The sequence below is a fragment of the Pseudomonas sp. LBUM1669 genome, from assembly GCF_059695705.1.
This window is the reverse complement of sequence record NZ_CP166784.1, coordinates 462,523-486,878: the sequence shown is the minus strand read 5'-3', so window position 1 is coordinate 486,878 and position 24,356 is coordinate 462,523. Positions and strand designations below refer to the sequence as shown.

General features: G+C 60.1%; 18 protein-coding genes and 1 pseudogene. 13 read left to right on the top strand and 6 right to left on the bottom strand.

All coding sequences use genetic code 11. From position 1 onward, the window contains the following. Positions 1–298 precede the first annotated feature (298 nt). Positions 299–4,249, top strand: a complete 3,951-nt coding sequence (putA, locus tag ACA051_RS02270; RefSeq protein ID WP_497373340.1) for a trifunctional transcriptional regulator/proline dehydrogenase/L-glutamate gamma-semialdehyde dehydrogenase — start codon at positions 299–301, stop codon at positions 4,247–4,249. Between the two features lie 261 nt (positions 4,250–4,510). After that, positions 4,511–6,313, top strand: coding sequence for an acyl-CoA dehydrogenase (locus ACA051_RS02265; protein WP_497307311.1), 1,803 nt, complete (start codon positions 4,511–4,513; stop codon positions 6,311–6,313). Between the two features lie 132 nt (positions 6,314–6,445). On the opposite strand, the gene ACA051_RS02260 is transcribed toward ACA051_RS02265, so the two are convergent. From ACA051_RS02260 to ACA051_RS02245, 4 genes and pseudogenes are all read right to left on the bottom strand, one after another. Continuing rightward, the gene (locus tag ACA051_RS02260; protein WP_497375493.1) at positions 6,446–7,153 is read right to left on the bottom strand and encodes a methyl-accepting chemotaxis protein; all 708 of its coding nucleotides are present in this window, start codon (positions 7,151–7,153) and stop codon (positions 6,446–6,448) included. A 204-nt stretch (positions 7,154–7,357) separates the two neighbouring features. Continuing rightward, positions 7,358–8,236: pseudogene (locus tag ACA051_RS02255) on the bottom strand (cache domain-containing protein); the annotation flags it as partial. Between the two features lie 262 nt (positions 8,237–8,498). Next, positions 8,499–8,801 (bottom strand): cell division protein ZapA, encoded by a 303-nt coding sequence (locus ACA051_RS02250; protein ID WP_010464343.1) that lies wholly within the window; start codon positions 8,799–8,801, stop codon positions 8,499–8,501. Next, on the bottom strand, positions 8,798–9,028 hold the full coding sequence (locus ACA051_RS02245) for a hypothetical protein (RefSeq protein WP_094469479.1): 231 nt from the start codon (positions 9,026–9,028) through the stop codon (positions 8,798–8,800). The genes ACA051_RS02250 and ACA051_RS02245 overlap by 4 nt, the downstream gene beginning before the upstream one ends. A 275-nt stretch (positions 9,029–9,303) precedes the next feature. Between ACA051_RS02245 and ACA051_RS02240 the strand changes: the two genes are divergently transcribed. The 4 genes from ACA051_RS02240 (at position 9,304) to selO (ending at position 17,885) form a co-directional block, all read left to right on the top strand. Then, positions 9,304–10,929, top strand: coding sequence for a methyl-accepting chemotaxis protein (locus ACA051_RS02240; protein ID WP_497373338.1), 1,626 nt, complete (start codon positions 9,304–9,306; stop codon positions 10,927–10,929). A 316-nt stretch (positions 10,930–11,245) separates the two neighbouring features. Next, positions 11,246–12,988 carry a potassium/proton antiporter gene (locus ACA051_RS02235; RefSeq protein ID WP_497373336.1) on the top strand — a complete coding sequence of 581 codons (1,743 nt, stop codon included), beginning with the start codon at positions 11,246–11,248 and terminating at the stop codon, positions 12,986–12,988. Between the two features lie 34 nt (positions 12,989–13,022). Continuing rightward, positions 13,023–16,373 carry a mechanosensitive channel MscK gene (gene mscK, locus ACA051_RS02230; protein ID WP_497307306.1) on the top strand — a complete coding sequence of 1,117 codons (3,351 nt, stop codon included), beginning with the start codon at positions 13,023–13,025 and terminating at the stop codon, positions 16,371–16,373. A 48-nt stretch (positions 16,374–16,421) separates the two neighbouring features. Further along, on the top strand, positions 16,422–17,885 hold the full coding sequence (gene selO, locus ACA051_RS02225) for a protein adenylyltransferase SelO (protein WP_497373334.1): 1,464 nt from the start codon (positions 16,422–16,424) through the stop codon (positions 17,883–17,885). Positions 17,886–17,915: 30 nt separating this feature from the next. Here selO and ACA051_RS02220 read toward each other — a convergent pair whose 3' ends face one another. After that, positions 17,916–18,125 carry a hypothetical protein gene (locus ACA051_RS02220; RefSeq protein ID WP_497307303.1) on the bottom strand — a complete coding sequence of 70 codons (210 nt, stop codon included), beginning with the start codon at positions 18,123–18,125 and terminating at the stop codon, positions 17,916–17,918. Positions 18,126–18,328: 203 nt separating this feature from the next. Between ACA051_RS02220 and trxC the strand changes: the two genes are divergently transcribed. Further along, a complete protein-coding gene (trxC, locus tag ACA051_RS02215) occupies positions 18,329–18,763 on the top strand; it encodes a thioredoxin TrxC (protein ID WP_497307302.1) in 435 nt (144 codons plus the stop codon). A gap of 126 nt (positions 18,764–18,889) precedes the next feature. Here trxC and ACA051_RS02210 read toward each other — a convergent pair whose 3' ends face one another. Next, a complete protein-coding gene (locus ACA051_RS02210) occupies positions 18,890–19,660 on the bottom strand; it encodes a ParA family protein (RefSeq protein WP_219093459.1) in 771 nt (256 codons plus the stop codon). Positions 19,661–20,014: 354 nt separating this feature from the next. On the opposite strand from ACA051_RS02210, the gene ACA051_RS02205 reads away from it, so the two are divergent. The 6 genes from ACA051_RS02205 to ACA051_RS02180 are packed head-to-tail and all read left to right on the top strand — an operon-like array spanning position 20,015 to position 24,248. Continuing rightward, a complete protein-coding gene (locus ACA051_RS02205; RefSeq protein ID WP_497373332.1) occupies positions 20,015–20,740 on the top strand; it encodes a beta-ketoacyl synthase chain length factor in 726 nt (241 codons plus the stop codon). Next, positions 20,716–21,525, top strand: a complete 810-nt coding sequence (locus tag ACA051_RS02200; RefSeq protein ID WP_497307296.1) for a lysophospholipid acyltransferase family protein — start codon at positions 20,716–20,718, stop codon at positions 21,523–21,525. Before ACA051_RS02205 ends, ACA051_RS02200 begins: the two co-directional genes overlap by 25 nt. Further along, a complete protein-coding gene (locus ACA051_RS02195) occupies positions 21,506–21,766 on the top strand; it encodes a phosphopantetheine-binding protein (RefSeq protein ID WP_008149626.1) in 261 nt (86 codons plus the stop codon). Before ACA051_RS02200 ends, ACA051_RS02195 begins: the two co-directional genes overlap by 20 nt. Positions 21,767–21,775: 9 nt before the next feature. After that, positions 21,776–22,030 (top strand): acyl carrier protein, encoded by a 255-nt coding sequence (locus tag ACA051_RS02190; RefSeq protein WP_007992314.1) that lies wholly within the window; start codon positions 21,776–21,778, stop codon positions 22,028–22,030. Then, positions 22,027–22,572, top strand: coding sequence for a COG4648 family protein (locus ACA051_RS02185; protein ID WP_497307294.1), 546 nt, complete (start codon positions 22,027–22,029; stop codon positions 22,570–22,572). Before ACA051_RS02190 ends, ACA051_RS02185 begins: the two co-directional genes overlap by 4 nt. Further along, the gene (locus tag ACA051_RS02180) at positions 22,569–24,248 is read left to right on the top strand and encodes an ApeI family dehydratase (protein WP_497373330.1); all 1,680 of its coding nucleotides are present in this window, start codon (positions 22,569–22,571) and stop codon (positions 24,246–24,248) included. Before ACA051_RS02185 ends, ACA051_RS02180 begins: the two co-directional genes overlap by 4 nt. Positions 24,249–24,356 lie beyond the last annotated feature (108 nt).

Below are 24,356 nucleotides of genomic sequence, written 5' to 3'. Positions count from 1 at the left end.
CGCGAATGCTATTCAACAAAGCAAATAAGGTGCAACCAGTTTCGCGAGAATAAGTTGCACCTAGTCGGATTTATCTGAAAAAGCCCTGTTTTTGCTCCCTTTTAGCGCAGTCTTGACGATTTACTAGAAGCAAAAGCACCAAGCAGGAGCGGTACGCTCGTACCGGAATTTAATTCCTGACGAACTGCTGATTTTTCCGACAAAAAAAGGGTTGCACCCGGTTGCACCTCGACGGTTGCGCAGCTAATCTTGCCGCCAGCTGATGCCACGCGGTCGTGGCAAACATGAGGATAAAAATATGGCTACCACCACCCTTGGGGTCAAACTTGACGACCCTACCCGCGAGCGCCTCAAGGCTGCCGCGACCTCGATTGATCGCACGCCGCACTGGCTGATCAAGCAGGCAATTTTCAATTACCTGGAAAAACTCGAGGGTGGTGCAACCCTGACCGAGCTGAGCGGTTTGACCAAGGATTCCGACGAAGCCGTCGATGCGCCTCTGGATCACGCCCACCAGTGCTTCCTCGAGTTCGCCGAAAGCATCCTGCCGCAATCGGTACTGCGCGCCTCGATCACCGCCGCCTACCGTCGCCCGGAACCTGAAGTGGTGCCGATGCTGATCGAACAGGCGCGCCTGCCTGCGGCGATGGCAGAAGCCACCAACAAGCTCGCCTCCTCGATTGCCGAGAAACTGCGCAATCAGAAAAGCGCCGGCGGCCGTGCCGGTATTGTTCAGGGGCTGTTGCAGGAATTTTCCCTGTCGTCCCAGGAAGGCGTAGCGCTGATGTGCCTCGCCGAAGCGCTGCTGCGCATCCCGGACAAAGGCACCCGTGACGCGCTGATCCGCGACAAGATCAGCACCGGCAACTGGCACCCGCACTTGGGCAACAGCCCGTCGCTGTTCGTCAACGCCGCCACTTGGGGCCTGCTGCTGACCGGCAAACTGGTCGCCACGCATAACGAAGCAGGTTTGACTTCGTCGCTGAGCCGCATCATCGGCAAGAGCGGCGAGCCGATGATCCGCAAGGGCGTCGACATGGCCATGCGCCTGATGGGCGAGCAGTTCGTGACTGGCGAAACCATCGCCGAAGCCTTGGCCAACGCCAGTAAGTTCGAAGCCAAAGGTTTCCGCTATTCCTACGACATGCTGGGTGAAGCCGCACTCACCGAGCACGACGCCCAGAAATACCTGGCTTCGTATGAACAAGCCATCCACTCGATCGGCAAAGCCTCCCACGGTCGTGGGATTTATGAAGGCCCGGGCATTTCGATCAAGCTCTCGGCACTGCACCCGCGTTACAGCCGTGCGCAGTACGAGCGCGTGATGGAGGAGCTGTACCCGCGCCTGCTGTCGCTGACCCTGCTGGCCAAGCAATACGATATCGGCCTGAACATCGACGCCGAAGAAGCCGACCGCCTCGAACTGTCGCTGGATCTGCTGGAACGTCTGTGCTTCGAGCCACAACTGACCGGCTGGAACGGCATCGGTTTCGTGATCCAGGCTTACCAGAAACGTTGCCCATATGTGATCGACTATGTGATCGATCTGGCTCGTCGCAGCCGTCATCGCCTGATGATCCGCCTGGTAAAAGGCGCGTACTGGGACAGCGAAATCAAGCGTGCCCAGGTCGAAGGCCTGGAAGGCTATCCGGTCTACACCCGCAAGGTGTACACCGACGTTTCCTACATCGCTTGCGCACGCAAACTGCTCTCGGTACCAGAAGTCATCTACCCGCAGTTCGCCACGCACAACGCCCACACCCTGTCGGCCATTTACCACATCGCCGGTCAGAACTATTACCCGGGTCAGTACGAGTTCCAGTGCCTGCACGGCATGGGTGAACCGTTGTACGAACAGGTTGTAGGCAAAGTCTCTGAAGGAAAACTGAATCGTCCGTGCCGCGTGTACGCACCGGTCGGTACTCATGAAACGCTGCTGGCGTACCTGGTGCGTCGCCTGCTGGAAAACGGCGCGAACACTTCGTTCGTCAACCAGATCGCCGATCAGTCGATCTCGATTCAGGCCCTGGTCGCCGATCCAGTGGCCAACATCGAGCAGATGGCGACGCTGGAAGGCGGCTTCGGCCTGCCGCACCCGCGTATCCCGCTGCCGCGTGATCTTTATGGTGCCGAGCGCGCCAACTCCAGCGGCATCGACATGGCCAACGAACATCGTTTGGCTTCGCTGTCCTGTGCTTTGCTGGCCACCGCTCACAACCACTGGAAAGCCGCACCGATGCTCGGTTGCGCCTCCAGCACTGAAACCCCGGCTCCGGTACTGAACCCGTCGGATCTGCGTGACGTCGTCGGTCATGTACAGGAAGCGACCGTCGACGACGTCGACAACGCGATCCAGTGCGCCCTGAACGCTGCACCGATCTGGCAGGCCACCCCGCCTGCCGAACGCGCTGCAATTCTGGAACGTGCCGCTGACTTGATGGAAGGCGAGATCCAGCCGCTGATGGGCCTGCTGGCTCGCGAAGCTGGCAAGACCTTCGCCAACGCCATCGCCGAAGTGCGTGAAGCCGTGGATTTCCTGCGTTATTACGCGGTGCAGGCACGCAACGATTTCACCAACGACGCCCACCGCCCATTGGGTCCGGTGGTCTGCATCAGCCCATGGAACTTCCCGCTGGCGATCTTCAGTGGCCAAGTCGCTGCAGCACTGGCCGCCGGTAACCCGGTACTGGCCAAACCAGCGGAGCAAACTCCGCTGGTGGCGGCTCAAGCTGTGCGTTTGCTGCTCGAAGCCGGGATTCCGGAAGGCGTGCTGCAACTGCTACCGGGCCGTGGCGAAACCGTCGGCGCCCGCCTGGTCGGCGACGATCGGGTCAAAGGCGTGATGTTCACTGGCTCCACCGAAGTCGCTCGTTTACTGCAACGCAACGTCGCCGGTCGCCTGGATGCTCAGGGCCGTCCGATTCCGCTGATCGCCGAAACCGGTGGCCAGAACGCAATGATCGTCGACTCCTCGGCGTTGACTGAACAAGTCGTGATCGACGTCGTATCGTCGGCCTTCGACAGCGCCGGCCAACGTTGCTCGGCCCTGCGCGTCCTGTGCTTGCAGGAAGATTCCGCTGACCGTGTCATCGAAATGCTCAAGGGCGCCATGGCTGAATGCCGTCTCGGCAACCCTGAGCGCCTGTCCGTGGACATCGGCCCGGTGATCGACGCCGAAGCCAAGGCGGGCATCGAAAAGCACATCCAGGCGATGCGCGACAAAGGTCGCAACGTGTATCAGGTGGCGATCGCCAACAGCGAAGAAGTCAAACGCGGCACCTTCGTGATGCCGACGCTGATCGAGCTGGAAAGCTTCGACGAACTGCAACGGGAGATCTTCGGCCCGGTGCTGCACGTGGTTCGCTACAAGCGCAAAGACATCGATCAGCTGATCGGTCAGATCAACGCTTCCGGCTACGGCCTGACGCTGGGTGTGCACACCCGGATCGACGAGACCATCGCCAAGGTGATCGATAACGTCAACGCCGGTAACGTCTACGTGAACCGCAACATCGTGGGTGCAGTGGTCGGCGTGCAGCCGTTCGGTGGCGAAGGCCTGTCGGGTACTGGTCCGAAAGCAGGTGGTCCGTTGTACCTGTACCGTCTGCTGTCGACGCGTCCTACCGGTGCGATCGAACAATCCTTCGCTCGCGGTGACGCAGTCGTTGCACCGGACGTTCGTCTGCGTGATGCCATGAGCAAACCGCTGAACGCCCTGAAAGCCTGGGCCGACAGCAATAAGTTCAGCGACTTGAGCGCCCTGTGTGGGCAGTTCGCGGCGCAATCGCAAAGCGGTATCACCCGTGTCCTGGCGGGCCCGACCGGCGAGCGCAACAGCTACGCCATCCTGCCGCGTGAACACGTGCTGTGCCTGGCGGAAGTCGAAGGCGACCTGCTGACTCAACTGGCGGCGGTATTGGCAGTCGGCGGGTCGGCGGTATGGCCGGAAGCTGAATTGACCAAGGCTGTGTTCGCACGTCTGCCGAAGGAAGTTCAGGCGAAGATCAAACTGGTTGCCGACTGGAACAAGGACGAAGTGGTGTTTGATGCGGTCCTGCATCATGGCCATTCCGACCAGCTGCGTGCGGTGTGCCAGCAAGTGGCCAAGCGTGCCGGAGCGATTGTTGGGGTTCATGGCTTGTCGCAAGGCGAGACCAGCATTGCGCTGGAGCGCCTGGTGATTGAGCGGGCGTTGAGCGTCAACACCGCTGCGGCGGGTGGTAATGCCAGCTTGATGACTATCGGCTAAACAGCTTCAAAACCAGGCGTACAGCAATGATTGCCTGGAATGCAAAACCCCTTGTGGGAGCGGGCTTGCTCGCGAAGGCGGAGTGTCAGTCGACATCTACATTGACTGGTACGCCGCCTTCGCGAGCAAGCCCGCTCCCACAGTTGTTTTGGGGTGTCTGGTAGGTCGGTGCTCTGATCTACCATCACGCTCATCAATCATCCTGTTCAGCCTCTATCCCCACGCCTAGACTCGGTCCATTCCAAAAAAAGGTAGGCCGCCATGTCCGAGACGTTGCTCAGTTCCCGCAATCTGGCTTTCGAGCTGTACGAAGTCCTCGATGCCGAAGGCCTGACCCAGCGTGAGCGTTTCGCCGAGCACAATCGCGAGACCTTCGATGCCGCCATCGGCACTGCCCGCAACATCGCCGAGAAGTTCTTCGCCCCGCACAACCGCAAGGGCGATGAGAACGAGCCGCGCTACGAGAACGGTCAGGCGATTCTGATTCCGGAAGTGAAACCGGCGGTGGATGCGTTTCTCGAAGCGGGTTTCCTCAACGCCGCGCGCAGTTTTGACGCTGGCGGCATGCAACTGCCTACGCTGTTGTCCCAGGCCTGCTTCGCACACTTCCAGTCGGCCAACGCGGCGTCGACCTCGTACCCGTTCCTGACCATGGGCGCGGCGAACCTGATCGAAAGTTTCGGCACCGATGAGCAGAAACAACGCTTCCTGCAACCGATGATCGACGGTCGCTTCTTCGGCACCATGGCCTTGACCGAACCGCATGCCGGCTCATCGCTGTCGGATATTCGCACCCGCGCCGAGCCAGCGCCCGACGGCACTTATCGCCTGAAGGGCAACAAGATTTTCATCTCCGGCGGCGATCACCCGCTGTCGGAGAACATCGTGCACATGGTGCTGGCCAAGCTGCCGGATGCGCCGGCCGGGGTGAAGGGCATTTCGCTGTTTATCGTGCCCAAGTTCCTGGTCAACGATGACGGCAGCCTCGGCAAGCGCAATGACGTCTTGCTGGCGGGCCTGTTCCACAAGATGGGCTGGCGCGGCACCACGTCCACCGCGCTGAACTTCGGCGATAACGGTGAGTGCGTCGGCTACCTGGTGGGCAAGCCGCACCACGGTTTGAGCTACATGTTCCAGATGATGAACGAGGCGCGGATCGGCGTCGGCATGGGCGCGGTGATGCTCGGTTACGCCGGGTATCTGTATTCCCTGGAATACGCCCGCGAACGTCCGCAAGGTCGCGTGCCGGACAGCAAGGACCCGAACACCGCGCCGGTGCCGATCATTCAGCACGCCGACGTCAAACGCATGTTGTTGACCCAGAAAGCCTACGTCGAAGGCTCGTTCGACTTAGGGCTGTACGCGGCACGGTTGTTTGACGACACCACGACCCTTGAGACTGAGGCCGAGCGCAAACAGGCCCATGAGCTGCTGGATTTGCTGACTCCCATCGTCAAATCCTGGCCTTCGGAGTTTTGCCTGAAGGCCAACGAACTGGCGATCCAGATTCTCGGTGGTCACGGTTACACCCGCGAATACCCGGTGGAGCAGTATTACCGCGACAACCGTTTGAACCCGATCCACGAAGGCACCCACGGGATTCAGTCGCTGGATTTGCTGGGGCGCAAACTGGCGCAGAACGGTGGCGCGGGACTCAAGCAGTTGATCCGCTTGATTGCCAACACCGCCGAACGGTCGCAGGCGCATGAGTCGTTGACCGCCCTGCGTGAACCGCTGGAGAAACTGGTGGCGCGCCTGCAAACGGTGACCATCGGCTTGCTGACGGACCTGGGCCAAGGCAAGGTCAACAGCAGCCTGGCGAATTCGGCGCTGTACCTGAAAGTATTCGGGCACACGGTGATTGGCTGGCGCTGGCTGGAACAGGCTATTCGCGCCGAGGAAGGGTTGGCCAAAGGGCACGCGGCGGATGTGAGCTTCTATAAGGGCAAGTTGCAGGCGGCGCGGTATTTCCTGACATGGGAAGTGCCGGGTTGCCACCATGAGCTGGCGATTCTCGAGGCTCGGGATGATGTGTGTTTGACGATGCAGGATGAGTGGTTCTAACTAGAGCCTTGTGGTGCTGCTGACATCCATTCGCGAGCAAGCCCGCTCCCACAGTTGACCGCGTTGTCTGATGCATCGCGGATCAAATGTGGGAGCGGGCTTGCTCGCGAAGGCGCCCGCACAGACAACTCATCAACTCAACTTGAACCCACCCACTTGCCGCGCCAAGTCATCCGCCAACCGCTGCAATGTCTGGCAGTCCTCCCGGCACGCTCTCACTTCGCCAGCCGTCGCCCGGGCCAAATCCGAAATCCCCTGCACATTGCGGTTGATCTCTTCCGTCACCGCCGACTGTTCTTCCGTGGCCGTCGCCACCTGATGGTTCATGTCGCTGATGCGCTCGACCTGTCCGGTAATCGCCGTCAACGATGCGCCGGTGCGCTGGCTCGACTCGACGCCGGTGCCCGTCGCTGCCTGCCCGGAATGCATGGATGAAACGGCATTCTCCGCGCCCTGCTTGAGGCTGCCGATCATCTGCTGGATCTCGTCGGTCGACGTCTGGGTGCGCCGCGCCAACGTGCGCACTTCATCCGCCACTACCGCAAACCCACGCCCCATGTCGCCGGCCCGCGCGGCTTCGATGGCCGCGTTCAGTGCCAGTAAATTGGTCTGTTCGGAGATCCCGCGAATCACTGCCAGCACCTGATCGATGGATGCGACCTGTTCGGCCAATTCGCCAACGGCACTGGCGGCGATGCCGATTTCGTCGGACATGCTTTCGATATGCCGGATCGAACCACCGACCACTTCCCGCGCCTGCATCGCTTCATCCCGGGCGCTCTGCGAAGCGACGGCGGCGTTACCCGCGTTCTGGGCGATTTCCTGCACGGTCAGGCCCATTTCGTGGACGGCGGTGGCGACCATATCGGTCATTTCCTGCTGACGACCGGAGCGTTCGGCGGTGTTGTCCACGACCTTCGCCACTTGGCCGACGGCCGTGCGCAAACGCTCGCTGGTGGTCAGCACCTCGCCGATCATTTCACGCTGGCTGTCGAGGAATCGATTGAAGCCGCGCGCCAAGTCACCCAGCTCATCGGCGCGACTGGAATCTAACCGATGGGTCAAATCTCCCCCACCGCTACCGATGGCTACCAGCGCGGCTGTTACCTGACGGATCGGCCGCACCAGCCCACGGGCCAGCAACACCACCAGCAACAGACACACCAGCGCCACCGCCAAACCAATTCCGCTGCTCATCCACATGGCGCGACGGGCTTCGGCGTAGATCTGCGACTGCGGCACTTCGGCCACCAGGGTCCAGCCCAGGTCGCGCAACGGCAGGCTCAACGCCAGATAATCTTCGCCATCGCGGACAAAGCTGCTGTGGGTGGCAGATGCTTTTGAGCTAGAAAGTTGACCCATGACCGCTTGCGCAGCGGGCGAGCCGATTTGCTCGGCCAAGGTGCGCTTGCCGCTGAATTGCGCCTCAGGGTGAACCTGGATCAAACCGTCGGAACGCACGAGATAGACCTTGCCGCGCTCACCGAAGTTGAAGTTGTGGATCAGTTCCGACAGCTCTTTCATGCTTAACCCAAGCCCGGCAACACCCACGACTTTACCGGCCTGCTCGACCTTGAGGTCGATGAACAGCGCCAACTCTCCGGTCGCGGTGTCATTGTCGATATTGAGGGTGCGCGGCTGGTTGCTGTCGAGGAATGCGTAGAACCAGGCGTCTTTGGGATTGGAACGGCTGAGGGTCCGGTCCAGGCCTTTTTCAGTGAAGTAATGGTTTGAAGCCGTGCCGACGATCAGCGCGGTGAAGGCCTTGTGTTCGGCGCGGATACCTTCCAGATACTCGACGAACGCGGCGGTTTGAGCACCGTTTTCACCCTCGGCCAGCCAGTCGCGCACCATGCTGTTGCTGGCGATGTCCTTGGCGGCGGTGAGGGGTTGGACGAGGACTCGTTCGATGTCGTTGCGCATCGCTTCGATGCTCGACGGCAGTGCCTGTTCGACCAGATAGCTCTGGGCGAGGCGGTTGACCACGAGGGTATAAATGCCAACCACGATCAGAATACTGACCAGCAGGGCAGTGCCCATACTCAGGATTAACTGCCATTGAATACTGCGTCGCCAGAACTGCATGGAGCACCCCCAAAGAATAAGAGGCTGAAACACTGCAACAGCCGTGCCGATTGTATACAACTCAAACGACAATCTATTCTTTGGTTGTGCGCAAAGCCGATCAGGCCTGATTGATCGTCTTGGAGATCACTTCAACCGTGGCGCTGACTTGCTCTTGGTAACGGTCGAGTTCCTGCTTGTGCTGCTTTTGCATTTCAATCTGCTGGGAACACAGATTCATCGCAGCCAGCACCAGCAGTCGGTCACCGATCAGCGTCGGGTACTTCCTTTTGGTGTCGGCCAAGGCAGCTTTCAACATCATCGCGGCGTCCAGCAGGGTTTGCTCTTCCCCGGCCGGCGCCTTGATCGAATAGTCCTCCCCCAGGATCGAGACGACTTTTACCCCTGCGGCGCCATGATTCATGCGCTGACCGGGCCGGCGCTGACGCGCTCAACCAGGGCCTGGATGCGGGCCGCGGTGGCGCCTTGTTTCTCTTCCTGTTCCATCAGGTTCAGTTGCAGGCTTTCGTTTTCATCCTTGGCCTGGGCCAGTTCTGCGCTCAGGGTCTGGTTGGTGGCGAGCAAGGTCTGGTTCTGTTGCACCAGGTCGCTGACCAGCTGTTCCAATTGGCTAAGGGATGCTTCCAACATTTTGATTTTCCAAGCATTTTCAAAGGGCGCGTACGATAAAGAAAAGTCATCATGGACGCCAGGGTTATTCAGGCGCAAAGCCTTGATTTTCCTGGCGGACGGCCTTCCTCGCGAGCTTTAAAGACTGTGATTGGCGGATCTGGTTCCTGCACTTCGTCGCCGGGGCCCTTGTGCGACAAAAACGCGCAGGCACTCAAGACTTTAGTCGCATGACCGATAAGTCACTCATACGTCAGCTTCAGCGCCGCACGGGTGCGCTCACTTTGGTAAACAGCATGTCCCTTCGTAATATGAATATCGCACCGCGGGCGTTCCTCGGTTTCGCCCTGATTGGCGGTTTGATGCTGGTTTTGGGGGTGTTTGCCTTGAACCAGATGAGCAAGATTCGCGGCGCCGGCGAGAACATCGTCGAGAGCAGCGTGCCGAGCATCAAAGCGCTGGATGAGTTCACCCAACTGACCCTGCGCCTTCGGGTTCTGTCCTATCGCTTGTTGACCAACCGCGAACCCGACGTGCAGCAAAAAACCATCGAGCTGTTCGACCAGCGCAACCAGCAGATCCGCGCCGCACAGACAGAGTATGAAAAATTCATCAGCAGCCCTGACGAGCGTGCGGCTTACGACCAATACGTGCAGTTGCTTGGCCAGTACCGTCAGCTTGAAGACCGGATGAAGAGTCTGTCGCGCAACAACCAGGTGGAAGAACTGCGCACCTTGCTCAACACCGATCTGTTGAACAACTCTGAAGCCGTCAACGCCGTGCTCAACCGCCTGATGCTGATCAACAACCAACAGGCGGTCGACCTTAATCAGCAAGCAACGGATCAGTATTCCTCGGCGTTCACCCTGGTCGTCACCCTGCTGGTGATCGCCACCGGCCTGACACTGCTGTTCGCCTGGCTCCTGACCAACAGCATTACCAAGCCGATAGCCAACGCCTTGAGCGCGGCCGAAGAAATCGCCGAGGGCAACCTGACGCGCCCGATTCATGTCGATGGCGAAGATGAAGCCGGCCGCTTGCTGCTGGCCATGTCGAAGATGCAGGACAAGCTGCGTGACACCCTGCAGCGGATTTCCGGCTCAGCCACGCAACTGGCGTCCGCCGCTGAAGAACTCAACAGTGTCACCGACGAAAGCGCTCGTGGCCTGACCCAGCAGAACAACGAAATCGAACAGGCCGCCACCGCCGTCAATGAAATGACCAGCGCCGTGGAAGAGGTCGCACGCAACGCCGTGAGCACGTCCGAAGCCTCGAAGAACGCCACCACCTCGGCCGGCGACGGTCGTGACCTGGTGCAGGAAACCGTCAGCGCCATCGAACGCATGAGCGCCGATGTGCAGAGCACCGCGACCCTGATTGGCGACCTGGCCAACGAGTCCCGTGACATCGGTAAAGTGCTGGACGTGATTCGCGGTCTGGCTGACCAGACCAACTTGCTGGCATTGAACGCAGCCATTGAAGCCGCGCGTGCCGGTGAAGCCGGACGTGGCTTCGCGGTGGTGGCGGATGAGGTACGTGCACTGGCGCATCGCACTCAGCAGTCGACCAGCGAGATCGAACGCATGATCGGCAGCATCCAGAGCGGCACCGAACACGCGGTGGACTCGATGCGCAACAGCACCGAACGTGCTGAGTCGACCTTGAACATTGCCCGCGGTGCAGGTCTTTCGCTGGACACCATCAACAGCGCCATTGTCGAGATCAACGAGCGCAACCTGGTAATCGCCAGCGCGGCTGAAGAACAGGCGCAGGTCGCCCGTGAAGTGGATCGCAATCTGGTGAACATCCGTGATTTGTCGGTGCAATCGGCGACCGGGGCGAATCAGACGAGTGCGGCGAGCAATGAGTTGTCGCGATTGGCGCTGGACCTGAACAACATGGTTGGGCGGTTTAGCCTGTAAACAGCGACACCTTCTCTGTGGCCAGGCGATTTATCTGTGGCTGAGGGATTTATCTGTGGTGAGGGGATTTATCCCCGTTCGGCGGCGAAGCCGTCGCAAGATCTGTTTGCGGTGTGTGCCTGAAAGAACGCAGGGGGCCGCTCCGCAGCCCAACGGGGATAAATCCCCTCGCCACAGGGATCAAGCTCAACCCGAGTGACGTTGTCGCTGCTGCAAAAGCTTTTTGACAGCATCACATTTCAACAGGTTAGAATCGCTGGCACGCAGACTGCATGGTCAGTTTGTGCCCGCCTTTCAGCTTTCTGGAGTACTGCCTTTGAATGCGACGACCATCAACAGCCTGTTCTTGATCGGCGCGTTGCTGGTAGGTGCGAGCATTCTGGTGAGCTCACTTTCCTCGCGCCTCGGCATCCCGATTCTGGTGATCATCCTCGCCGTGGGCATGGCCGCTGGCGTCGACGGCGGCGGCATTATCTTTGATAACTACCCAACGGCTTATCTGGTCGGCAACCTCGCCCTCGCGGTGATCCTGCTCGATGGCGGCTTGCGCACCCGCGTATCCAGCTTTCGCGTGGCGTTGTGGCCGGCGTTGTCGCTGGCCACGGTCGGGGTGTTGATAACCACCGCGCTGACCGGCATGGTCGCCGCCTGGCTGTTCAATCTGAACATGATTCAGGGCCTGCTGATCGGCGCCATTGTCGGTTCCACCGACGCCGCGGCGGTGTTCTCACTGCTGGGCGGCAAAGGCCTGAACGAACGGGTGACTGCAAGCCTCGAGATCGAATCCGGCAGCAACGACCCGATGGCGGTGTTTCTCACCGTCACCCTGATCGACATGCTCGCCAGCGGCCAGACCGGCCTGCACTGGAGCCTGCTCGGGCACTTCGTGCGCGAATTCGGCATCGGTGCCGTGATCGGCCTCGGCGGTGGCTGGGTCATGCTGCAATTGGTCAACCGGATCAACCTCGCCAACGGCCTCTACCCGATTCTGGTGATTGCCGGCGGCCTGGTCGTGTTCGCCCTGACCAACGCCTTGCACGGCAGCGGCTTCCTGGCGGTATATCTCTGCGGCCTGGTGATCGGCAATCGTCCGGTGCGCAGCCGCCACGGCATTCTGCACATGCTCGACGGCATGGCCTGGCTGGCGCAGATCGGCATGTTCCTGGTGCTGGGGCTGCTGGTGACGCCTCATGACCTGCTGCCTATCGCCCTGCCCGCTCTGGGTCTGGCGCTGTGGATGATTCTGTTTGCGCGGCCGCTGTCGGTGCTGGTCGGCCTGCTGCCGTTCAAGGCGTTCCATGGCCGCGAAAAGGCGTTTATTTCCTGGGTCGGCCTACGCGGCGCGGTCCCGATCATTCTGGCGGTGTTCCCGCTGATGGCCGGCCTGCCAAATGCCCAGCTCTACTTCAACCTCGCCTTCTTTATCGTGCTGGTGTCGCTGCTGGTGCAGGGCACGAGCCTGCCGTGGGTGGCGAAGCTTTTGAAAGTGACCGTTCCGCCGGAGCCGGCGCCGATCTCCCGCGCAGCGCTGGAGGTGCATGTCACCAGCGAGTGGGAGCTGTTCGTTTATCGCCTCGGCGCCGAGAAATGGTGCATCGGTTCGCCCCTTCGTGAGCTGAAAATGCCCGACGGCACGCGTATCGCCGCTCTGTTTCGTGGCCAGCAACTGCTCCATCCGTCGGGTAGTACGGTGCTCGAAGTCGATGATTTGCTGTGTGTTATCGGCCATGAACACAACCTTGCGGCCCTCGGAAAACTCTTCAGTCAGGCACCGCAACGCGGCCTCGATTTGCGCTTCTTCGGCGACTTCGTACTCGAAGGAGACGCCCAGCTGGCCGCGGTTGCGGCGCTGTACGGGTTGAAAGTCGAAGGCATCGACCCGGACATGTCGCTCGGCCATTTCATTGCCCAGAAAGTGGGTGGTGCCCCAGTTGTCGGCGACCAGGTGGAGTGGAACAACACCATCTGGACTGTCGCGGTCATGGAGGGGAACAAGATCGGCAAAGTGGGCGTCAGATTCCCCGAAGGAAGTCGCCCCGGCCCGGGCTTGTTCCTCTAAACTCCATTCTTCGTCTCGTTTTCGATCGGTCTCTATGTCAACCCTGCGCACTTTTTTCATCATGGCCCTACTGGGCTTGAGTCTTTCTGTCGGTACCTTGCAAGCGGCCGAACCGCCGACCAGCGAAGCCGTGCAGGCGAGTCTGAACAAGATCGCCGATCGCAAACTGCCGGAAGCAGATCAGAAAGCCCTGCAATCCGTCCTGCAAAGCACGCTGACCCAGCTCGGCAACCAGCGTGACTACGAACAAAAGCTGGTCGCACTCAAGCAGCAGCTGGCCACCGCGCCCAAGCAGAACATCGAAAACCAGCGTGAGCTGACCAAGCTCAAAGCCACCAGAATGCCGCCGGTGCCGCAACGCTACGCCAGCCAGTCGATCCAGCAGCTCGAGCAAATGCTCACCGAGCGCTCGACCCAGCAAAGCGACTTGCAGAAGGCGCTGGCCGATGCCAACAGCCTGGTGATCACCGCACAGACTCGCCCCGAGCGTGCACAGGCCGAAATTTCCGCCAGCCAGACACGCATTCAACAGATCAACAACATCCTCAAGGCCGGCAAGGACGCCGGCAAGACCTTGAGCGGTGAACAGCGTGACCTGCTGAATGCCGAGTTCGCGGCATTGAATGCGCTGATTCCGTTGCGTCGCCAGGAATTGGCCGGTAACAACCAATTGCAGGATCTGGGTAACAGCCAGCACGACTTGCTGAGCGAAAAATCCGATCGCCTGGATCAGGAAATCCAGGAGCTGCAAACCCTGATCAACCAGAAGCGTCTGGCCCAGTCCCAGGAGACGGTGACGCAACAGTCCATCGAAGCGCAGAAGTCCGGCGGCAGCGCGCTGCTGGCCACCGAAAGTTCGGCCAACCTGAAGCTCTCGGACTACCTGCTCAAAAGCACTGACCGCCTCAATGAGGTCACTCAGCAGAACCTGCAGACCAAGCAGCAGCTGGACAACGTGACCCAAAGCGATTCGGCGCTGGACGAACAAATCAACGTACTCAAGGGCAGCCTGCTGCTGTCGAAGATTCTCTACAAGCAGAAACAGGCCCTGCCACGTCTCAAGCTCGACCGCGACCTGGCTGACCAGATCGCCGATATTCGCCTCTACCAGTTTGAAGTGAGCCAGCAGCGGGAATTGCTCAGCAACCCCGCGACCTATGTCGACAACCTGTTGTCCACCCAGCCGCCGGAGCAAGTCACCCCGCAGCTGCGAAAAAGTCTGCTGGAACTGGCCACCACCCGCGCAGACCTGCTGGAACGCCTGAACCGCGAACTGAGTGCGGTGCTCAACGAATCCATCACCTTGCAACTCAATCAGAAACAGCTGCTCAGCACCGCGCAAAGCTTGCGGGCGACTCTCGATGAGCAAATGTTCTGGATCCCCAGCAACAAGCCACTGGACCTGGAATGGATGCGTGCGGTGCCGGAACGCCTGCAACGTCAGGTCACCACGCTGCCGTGGGCTTCCAGCCTGAGCGAATTGAGTGATGGCCTGATCCAGCGGCCGTTGCTGTTCCTGCCCCTGGTGTTGCTGATCGGCGCCCTGTTGTGGCGGCGTAAAAGTCTGTATGCCCGACTGAGCAAAGTTCACCAGGACATCGGCCACTTCAAGCGTGACAGCCAGTGGCACACGCCGCAGGCCATCCTGATCAATATCCTGCTGGCAATGCCGGTCTCGCTGGGCCTGGCCTTGTGCGGCCTGGCCTTGCAGATCGACGCCCGCGGGCAGAACGCCAACATGGGCGCGGCGTTGCTGCAAATGGCCCAGGCCTGGCTGGTGTTCTACACCGCTTACCGGATCCTCGCCCCCGGCGGCGTGGCTGAACTGCATTTCCGTTGGGAAAAGCCTCAGGTCGAGTTCCTTCAGGGCTGGGTCCGCCGACTCGGGTTGGTGGTGATGGCATTGGTTGCCGTGGTGGCGGTGGCCGAACTGCAACCCTCGACGCTGGCTGATGACGTACTGGGCATGCCCGTGGTGCTGATCTGCTACGCCTTGATGGCCTGGCTGCTCAGCCGCCTGCTGATCAGCAGCCCGACTCACCAGAACGCTTCGCTGTTCCGCAAAGCGGTCGGGGTGATGTTCACCGTCCTGCCCGTGGCGTTGTTCGTGGCGGTATGCTTCGGCTATTACTACACCGCGCTGAAGCTCAGTGACCGGTTGATCAACACCCTTTACCTGCTGATGTTCTGGCTGGTGATCGAGGCCACTTTCGTTCGCGGTCTCAGCGTTGCAGCACGACGCCTGGCCTACCAGCGCGCCCTGGCCAAACGCCAGGCTGCGAAAGAGGCTGGCGACGGCGAAGCGGTGATCGAAGAGCCGACGCTGGACATCGAGAAGGTCAACGAACAGTCCCTGCGCCTGATCCGTCTGGCACTGCTTGGCGGTTTCATCGCGGCGCTGTACTGGGTCTGGTCCGATCTGATCTCGGTATTCTCGTACCTCGACAACATCACCCTTTACGAATACACCAGCGGCACCGGGGCCAATATGAGCATGGTGCCGATCAGCATCGGCGATATGCTCGGCGCGCTGATCATCATCGGTATCACCTTTGCCCTCGCGCGCAACTTGCCAGGTTTGCTGGAAGTGTTGGTGCTGTCGAAGTTGAACCTGGCGCAGGGCAGTGCTTATGCCACGACCACGTTGCTGTCCTACGTGATCGCCGGCATCGGCTTCGTCTCGACCCTGTCGACCCTCGGCGTGAGCTGGGACAAGTTGCAATGGCTGGTGGCGGCGCTGTCGGTGGGCCTCGGTTTCGGGATGCAGGAGATTTTCGCCAACTTCATCTCCGGCATCATGATTCTGTTCGAGCGTCCGGTGCGGATCGGCGACACCATCACCATCGGCAACCTGTCGGGTACGGTCAGCAAGATCCGTATCCGCGCCACGACCATCACCGACTTCGACCGCAAGGACATCATTGTCCCGAACAAGACGTTCATCACCGGGCAACTGATCAACTGGTCCCTGACCGACACCATCACCCGGGTGACCCTCAAGCTCGGCGTCGACTACGGTTCGGACCTGGATCTGGTGAAAGAGCTGCTGCTAAAAGCCGCGCGCGATAACCCGCGTGTCCTGAAAGACCCGGAACCCCATGTGTACTTCCTGAACTTCGGCGAAAGCACCCTCGACCACGAGTTGCGCATGCACGTGCGCGACCTCGGTGACCGTAACCCGGTGCTGGACGAGGTCAACCGCTTCATCAATCGCGAGTTCAAGAAGCAGCACATCAACATTTCGTTCCGGCAGATGGAGGTTTACCTCAAGAACCTTCACGGTCAGGAATACAAAATGGTGCCGATCGAGCCGGAAGCCAAAACCATCGTGCCGCTGGTGGAAGGCAAGTCGCCCCTTCAACCCCCGCCCGCCAAGCTCGACTAACCACCCTATCCCTAGCAGAATGCTCGGACATTCTGCTGGAGATGGCCGGTGAAAGCCCTCGACGAACTGACCTTCGATAATCGCTTCGCCCGCCTGGGCGATACGTTTTCCGCCCATGTGCTGCCCGAGCCCATCGACAACCCGCGTCTGGTGGTGGCCAGCCCTGCGGCTATGGCGCTGCTGGATCTCGAGCCCGCCGTAGCGGATACCCCGGAGTTCGCCGAACTGTTCAGCGGTCATAAGCTCTGGGCCGACGCGGTGCCTCGGGCGATGGTCTATTCCGGGCATCAGTTCGGCTCCTACAACCCACAGCTGGGCGATGGTCGCGGCCTGTTGCTGGGCGAGGTCTACAACCAGGCCGGCGAACACTGGGATTTGCACCTCAAGGGCGCCGGCCAGACGCCCTTTTCGCGCATGGGCGATGGACGCGCGGTACTGCGCTCGTCGATCCGCGAGTTTCTCGCCTCCGAAGCACTTAACGCCCTGAACATCCCGACCACCCGCGCGCTGTGCGTGATCGGCTCCGACACCCCGGTGTGGCGCGAGAAGCAGGAACGCGCAGCCATGGTCCTGCGCCTTGCGCCGAGCCATGTGCGCTTCGGGCATTTCGAATATTTCTACTACACCAAACGCCCCGAGAAGCAGAAAGAACTCGGCGAGCACGTATTGGCCATGCATTTCCCGGAATGCCTGGAACAACCGGAACCGTACCTGGCGATGTTCCGCGAAATCGTCGAGCGCAATGCCGAGCTGATCGCCAAATGGCAGGCCTACGGTTTCTGCCACGGCGTGATGAACACCGACAACATGTCGATCCTGGGCATCACCTTCGACTTCGGCCCGTTCGCTTTCCTCGACGACTTCGACGCCCATTTCATCTGCAACCACTCGGATGATCAGGGCCGGTATTCCTTCAGCAATCAGGTGCCGATCGGCCAGTGGAACCTCAGCGCCCTCGCCCAGGCACTGACGCCTTTCATCAGCGTCGAGGCCCTGCGTGAAACCCTTGGCCTGTACCTGCCGCTGTATCAGGCCCACTACCTGGACCTGATGCGCCGCCGCCTCGGTCTCACCACCGCTGAAGACGATGACCAGAAACTGCTGGAGCACTTGCTGCAATTGATGCAGAACAGCGGCGTCGATTACACGCTGTTCTTCCGCCGCCTGGGGGATGAATCACCGGAACTGGCCGTCACCCACTTGCGTGATGACTTTGTCGACATCAAGGGCTTCGATGCCTGGGGCGAGCTGTATATCGCCCGGGTTGCCCGTGATGGCGAGGTTGATCAGGAGCAGCGGCGCATGCGGATGCATGCAGTCAATCCGCTGTACATCCTGCGTAACTACTTAGCGCAAAAAGCCATCGATGCGGCGGAGAGCGGTGATTATTCAGAGGTTAGGCGACTGCATGCGGTGCTGAGTAATCCGTTTGACGAGCAAGCGGGGATGGAAAGCTACGCCGAGCGGCCGCCGGAATGGGGGAAGCATTTGGAGATCAGTTGTTCGTCGTGAGAGTGAACACTGCACGCTTCAGATGGGCATTTACCGGTGCCCACGGTCATAGGCTTCGACATGGTCGCCTATGATCGACACCAAACCCTCCAGGGGGTGCAATTCATCACCGCCCATCATTTTTAACAACTCATCTCGTGATTCGACCAACCGATCATACTCAGTTTCCGATTCAGGTCGTTTTAACAACCATGATACGGATGGCCAGTGTTCTATGGCCTGTTTGACGATATCGCTCATTTTTCACCTCGTTGATCGCAGTCGGATTGAAGAAGTGAAGAATAAGAGTTGAACAACTCGCTACCTAGCAGACGGAACCGTCTTGACCTGTAAGTCGCTTCTCCAATTGCAGCAGGCTCCTGCCTACACATTCCTACCTTGATAAACAGGAACTTTGCCTCCAGATCCATTGCATTGACTGCCAATTCTCGAAGAGCCCGACCATGACCGACCCACTCCTCATCCCCTGCCCCCACTGCAACGGCCTCAACCGCATCCCCGCCGAACGCCTCAACGACCATCCAAAGTGCGGCCGCTGCAAGGCCGAGGTCTTGCTGAGCAAGCCGTTCGAGTTGAAGCAAGGCGATTACGCCAGTCAGATCAAGGGTGATCTGCCATTGCTGGTGGATGTGTGGGCGGAGTGGTGTGGCCCGTGCAAGTCGTTTGCGCCGGTGTTCGAGCAGGCGGCGGGGCAACTGGTGGGTAAATGCCGGCTGGCGAAACTGGACAGCGAGGCGAACCAGCAATTGTCGGCGCAGTTGGGGATTCGCTCGATTCCGAGTCTGATTTTGTTCAAGAACGGCCGGGAAGTGGCACGCCAGAGCGGCGCCTTCCCGTTACCGCAATTGATGAGCTGGTTACGCAGTCAGGGCATCTGAACAAGATCTCGTAATCACCACGGAACTGTAGGAGCGAGGCTTGCCCGCGAAGAGGGCATCACATTCAACACTATCGTTGACTGTCAGACCGTCTTCGCGGGCAAGCCTCGCTCCTACAGAGGACTGTCAGGCGTTTTCGAGCAGGTTGTGCAGCTCGACAAATTGCTGCGTCAACTTGTGCCGTGGGTCGAGGTGGATCAGCGGCGTATTGGCCTGATGGGATTCGCGCATGCGCACCGAGCTGGTCAGGTACACCGGCAGCACTGGCAAACCTTCAGCGATCAGCTCGTCGAGAATTTGCTGCGGCAGGCTGGCACGGGCCTGGAACTGATTGACGACGATGCCTTCAACTTCCAGGCCTTCGTTGTGGTCTTCCTTCAATTCTTCGATTTCCGCCAACAGACCGTACAGCGCCTGACGCGAGAAGCTGTCGCAATCGAAGGGGATCAACACTCGGTCAGCGGCAATCAATGCCGATACCGCATAAAAGTTCAGCGCAGGCGGGGTATCAAGGTAGATGCGGTCGTAATCTTCCCCCAGTTCCTCAAGCAATTTGCGCAGCTTGTTGATCTTGTGTTTGGCCTCAAGTTTAGGCTGCAGGTCAGCCAACTCGGCGGTCGCGGTGATGACGTGGAGGTTTTCGAACGGCGTTTCGTAGATGTCGACCTGGTTTTTCTTCGAGAACGGCCCAGAGGACAGGGTTTGCTTGAAGAAGTCGGCAATGCCCATCGGGATGTCATCCCCGGTGAGGCCCGTCAGGTACTGAGTGGAGTTGGCCTGGGCATCGAGATCCACCAACAGGGTGCGATATCCCTCGCTGGCGCTGACCGCCGCCAGATTGCAGGCAATGCTGGACTTGCCCACGCCACCTTTCTGATTGAAAACCACGCGCCGCATGTCAAAAACCTCCGTGTATCAAAGAATGACCGAGTGTAGTAGTCCACGGCGCTGCTTAGCTACCTCGCCGGCATGGGGACTACACAGTCAGCGGCAATCTCTTAATAAAAAAGCCGCCAAACCCACCATTGATTACCGACAGAGCTGACAGACATGCTCACCCCGATGTGGATAATGGCCAAACGACAGCTTTTCCACGAACCAACCAGTACGTTTCATTGAGCAAAATGTAACCATCGTTTGCTACACACCCGTCGCAACGGGATAATGCGCGCCACTCGGCGCCAAGCGCCACCTAGGCAGTTTGTTTTTTTGCGATTCGCCGCGTCAAGGAAGCCCGCAGGGGCGGGATGAATGCCTGTGATCAACTTCAACATCGCCCAATGGTGCGCGTGGGCTCCTGGGCTCGAAAGCGTGGACGATTGGCAGGCCTGGAGCCGACAACCGGTCGTGCTTCAGAGCAGCGATGCCGCCCCCGACGTGTCTTTTCTGCCGGCCATGCAGCGCCGGCGGCTCAGCCGCCTGGCGCGGATGGCGTTCAGCGTCGGCTGGCCCCTGGCCGACGGTCGCCAGGACCTACCGTTGGTCTTTATTTCCCGTCATGGTGAAACACCCCGGACGTTCGAAATCCTCAGCGACCTGGCTGCCGAACAACCGTTGTCGCCGACCCAATTCAGCTTGTCGGTGCACAACGCGGTCATTGGCCTGTGGTCGATCATGCGCGGTGAAACCAGCGAAATGACCGCCCTGGCCGCCGCCGGCGACGGCCTTGAACACGGCATGCTAGAGGCCGCGGCGCTGCTTGCCGAAGGCGCGCCGGCCGTGCTGCTGATCGTCACCGAAGAACAACCGCCCGAGGCCTATTCGGCCTGGATCGACGACGTGCCGTTCCCTTATGCAGTCGGCCTGTTACTGACACCGGGTACCGACTGGCAGCTGTCCTTGAACAGCGCTACGGATGCGTTGTCCAACGCCCACTGGCCCCATGCCTTGAATCTCTTGCGTACCCTGCTCGGCCAGCAGACTACCTGCCAACATGCCTGGAAAAATCGTGTATGGACCTGGCAACGCAACCTATAACCGAAAAAAACCGCGACGCCTATTACTGGCGCCTGCTGGCCACTGCCGCAAGCTTCACCCTGTTCGGGTTGGGCGGGCTGTGCCTGCGACTGGTGGTTTTCCCATTGCTGAGCTGCCTGCCCGGCGACGCCCAGACCCGTCGGCTACGGGCACGGAAAACCGTCAGTCGCTGCTTTTGGTTTTTTGTCCGGTTCATGGCCCGAACCGGCGTACTGACCTACGACATCCAGGGCGCAGAAAAGCTCGGTCGTCCGGGGCAGATGATCATTGCCAATCACCCGTCGTTGATCGACGTGGTGTTCCTGATCGGCCTGGTGCGTCACGCCAACTGCGTGGTCAAAAACAGCCTCTGGGAAAACCCGTTCACCCGCGGCCCGCTACGCCGCACCGAATACATCAGCAACGACGGCAGCATGGACATGCTCGACGCCGCGGCTGACGCACTGAAAAGCGGCCAGACCCTGATCATCTTTCCCGAAGGCACACGCACCCAGCCGGGCGAACCGCCGGCCTTTCATCGGGGTGGCGCGGCAATCGCCCTGCGTGGTGCGAAAATCCTCACCCCGGTCATTATCAAAGTCAGCCCGACCACACTGACCAAGGCCGAACCCTGGTATCGCATCCCGAAACGTCGCGTGCACTTCAGTTTCCGCGTCGGGGCCGATATAGACCCACAAGCCTTTGCCGCGTGTGGCCCTGCGCCTCAGGCTTCGCGCAAGCTCAACGATTATTTGCATTCTTACTTTATTAAGGAGCTCGCCGAAGATGAGCGATCTACACCGTGAAATCAAAGAACTGATCATCGACGCCCTGGGCCTTGAAGACATCAGCGCACAAGACATCGGCGACGACCAGACGCTGTTCGGCGAAGGCCTGGGCCTGGATTCGGTAGACGCCCTGGAACTCGGCCTGGCGATCCAGAAAAAGTACGGCATCAAAATCGACGCCGACGCCAAGGACACCCGTAATCACTTCAGCAACGTGGCGAGCCTTGCGGCGTTCGTCACCGCAAAACAGGCAGCTTGAGACCGGACCATGCAAACTCGTGACGACATTTTCAACACCCTGCGCGATGCCTTGGTCGAACTCTTCGAGCTGGACCCTGAGCGCGTGAGCCTCGAATCCAATCTGTATCAGGACCTGGAAATCGACAGCATCGACGCCGTCGACCTGATCGATCACATCAAGCGTCAGACCGGCAAGAAAATCGCCGCCGAAGAATTCAAATCGGTGCGCACCGTCAGCGACGTGGTCGAGGCGGTCTACCGTCTGGTTCAACCGGCCGCATGAGTCGACTGATCGGCCTTGGCCTGCTGCTGGCGGGCCTGTTTTACCCCTTTGCGGTGTATTTCGGCATGGAACACTTTGCTCCGTGGCAGTTCGGTCTGCTGCTGGGCAGCCTGTGGCTGGCGCGGGCGCTGCTCGGTGTCCATCGCCCCGGCAGTCTGTGGATGGCGATCACCGCTATTGGCTTTTGCCTGTTGCTGGCGCTGTTCGACAGTCCGCTGTTGCTGCGCTGGTACCCAGTGCTGATCAGCGCTTTCATGCTCGGTCTGTTTGGCCTGAGCCTGAAAGTCGGGCCGCCGATGGTTGAACGCCTGGCGCGCCTGCGTGAGCCGCACTTGCCGGCCAAGGCGATTGTTTACACCCGACAGGTGACCGTCGTCTGGTGTGTGTTTTTCCTCTGTAACGGTTTGCTCGCCGCCGCCCTGACCCTCTGGGCGCCGCTGAGTTGGTGGATGTTGTACACCGGCCTGATTTCCTATGGATTGATGGGCCTGCTGTTTGCCATTGAATGGCTCATACGACAACGGGTACGAGGCCACCCATGAATTGGATATCACTTGAGCAGCTGTTGCTCAAGACACAGCCAGAGCGTGCCATTACGGCCAAACCGGCGTTGAATCACGCACACCTGTGCGAACAGGCGTTGAGCCTCGCGGCCGGCCTGCAAACCCAGGGTGTGCAGCGCATTGCCGTGCACCTTGAAGATGCCGCTGACCTGGCGATTGCCCTGCTCGGCGCCTGGCGTGCCGGGGTCAGTGTGCTGCTGCCTGCCGACCTGCAACCGCAGACTCGCCAACGCTGGTCGAACGAAGTCGATCTGTGGCTGACCGATCAGGCAGACGACGCGCACCTGAGCGATTACCGGCATGCACCGCTGAGCACCGCCGCACTGGATCTGGATCGCTGCCAGCTGAGCCTGTGCACATCCGGTTCCAGTGGCGAACCCAAGCGCATCGACAAAACCCTGCGCCAGATTGCCAATGAAGTTGAAGCGTTGGAGCAGCTGTGGGGTGCAGATCTGGGCCAGGCGTGCATCATCGGCAGCGTCGCCACCCAACACATCTACGGTTTGCTGTTTCGGGTGTTGTGGCCGCTATGCGCCGGGCGGGCGTTCGTGCGCAAGCAACTGGCCTTCCCGGAAGACTTGCAGCGCGCCAGCCGCGAACACCCGGTGTTCGCCTGGGTCGCCAGCCCGGCGCTGCTCAAGCGCATGGGCGACAACCTGGACTGGCCGGCATTGAGTGCGGTTCGTCGAGTGTTTTCTTCCGGTGGCGCGCTACCGGCAGAGGCCGCACAAAGCCTTCACGAACGCCTGCAGCAATGGCCGACGGAAATCCTCGGCAGCTCGGAAACCGGTGGTATCGCCTGGCGTCAGGGTCACGATCTCTGGCAACCGTTTGCCGACGTCAAACTGACTCAGGACAGCGATGGAGCCCTGCTGGTCGCCTCTCCCTACTTGCCCGCCGGCCATATCGAACACACCGCTGATGCCGCCAGAATCGCTGCCGACGGCCGATTCGAATTGCTCGGACGACTGGACCGGATCGTCAAACTGGAAGAAAAACGCATCTCGCTGCCGATGCTGGAAAAGGCGCTGATGGACCACGGCTGGGTCGCCGACGCGCGCCTCGGCGTGGTCCAGGAAAACCGCGCCTCGCTGGGCGCGCTGCTGGTGCTGACGGACGCAGGCCTGCATGCCTTGCGCAATCAGGGCCGACGCACTGTCACGCAAGAATTGCGTCAGCACCTGAGCCAGCATTGCGAAGCCTTGGCCCTGCCTCGACGCTGGCGGTTGCTGCGGCAATTGCCCCTGAACACTCAAGGCAAACTGCCCCAGGCTGACGTCGAAGCCTTGCTGCTGGCACCCCGCCCGAAAGCGCCGGAAGTGTTGGATCAGGTCGAAGTCGATGGCGAATGGAGCCTGCAACTGGCCGTTCCGCCGGACCTTGCCTACTTCAGCGGGCACTTCCCGCAAACGCCGGTATTGCCCGGTGTGGTGCAGGTGGATTGGGCGCTGAGCCTCGGCCAGCAATTGATGGACCTGCCGGCCAAATTCGCTGGCATGGAAGTGCTGAAGTTCCAGCAACTGGTGCGCCCCGGCGATGAAGTGCAACTGCACCTGCGCTTCGATCCGGAGCGCGGCAAATTGTATTTCGCCTACCGCAATGAAACCGCGACCTGCTCCAGTGGGCGGATTTTGCTGGAGGCTGCCAATGGATAAGTTGAGATCCCCTGTAGCAGCTGCCGAAGGCTGCGTCCGAGTGCGAAGCGCTCGCATGGCAACCGCCACCATTTTTCTGAAACACCGCACATACCGGTTTACGACCGC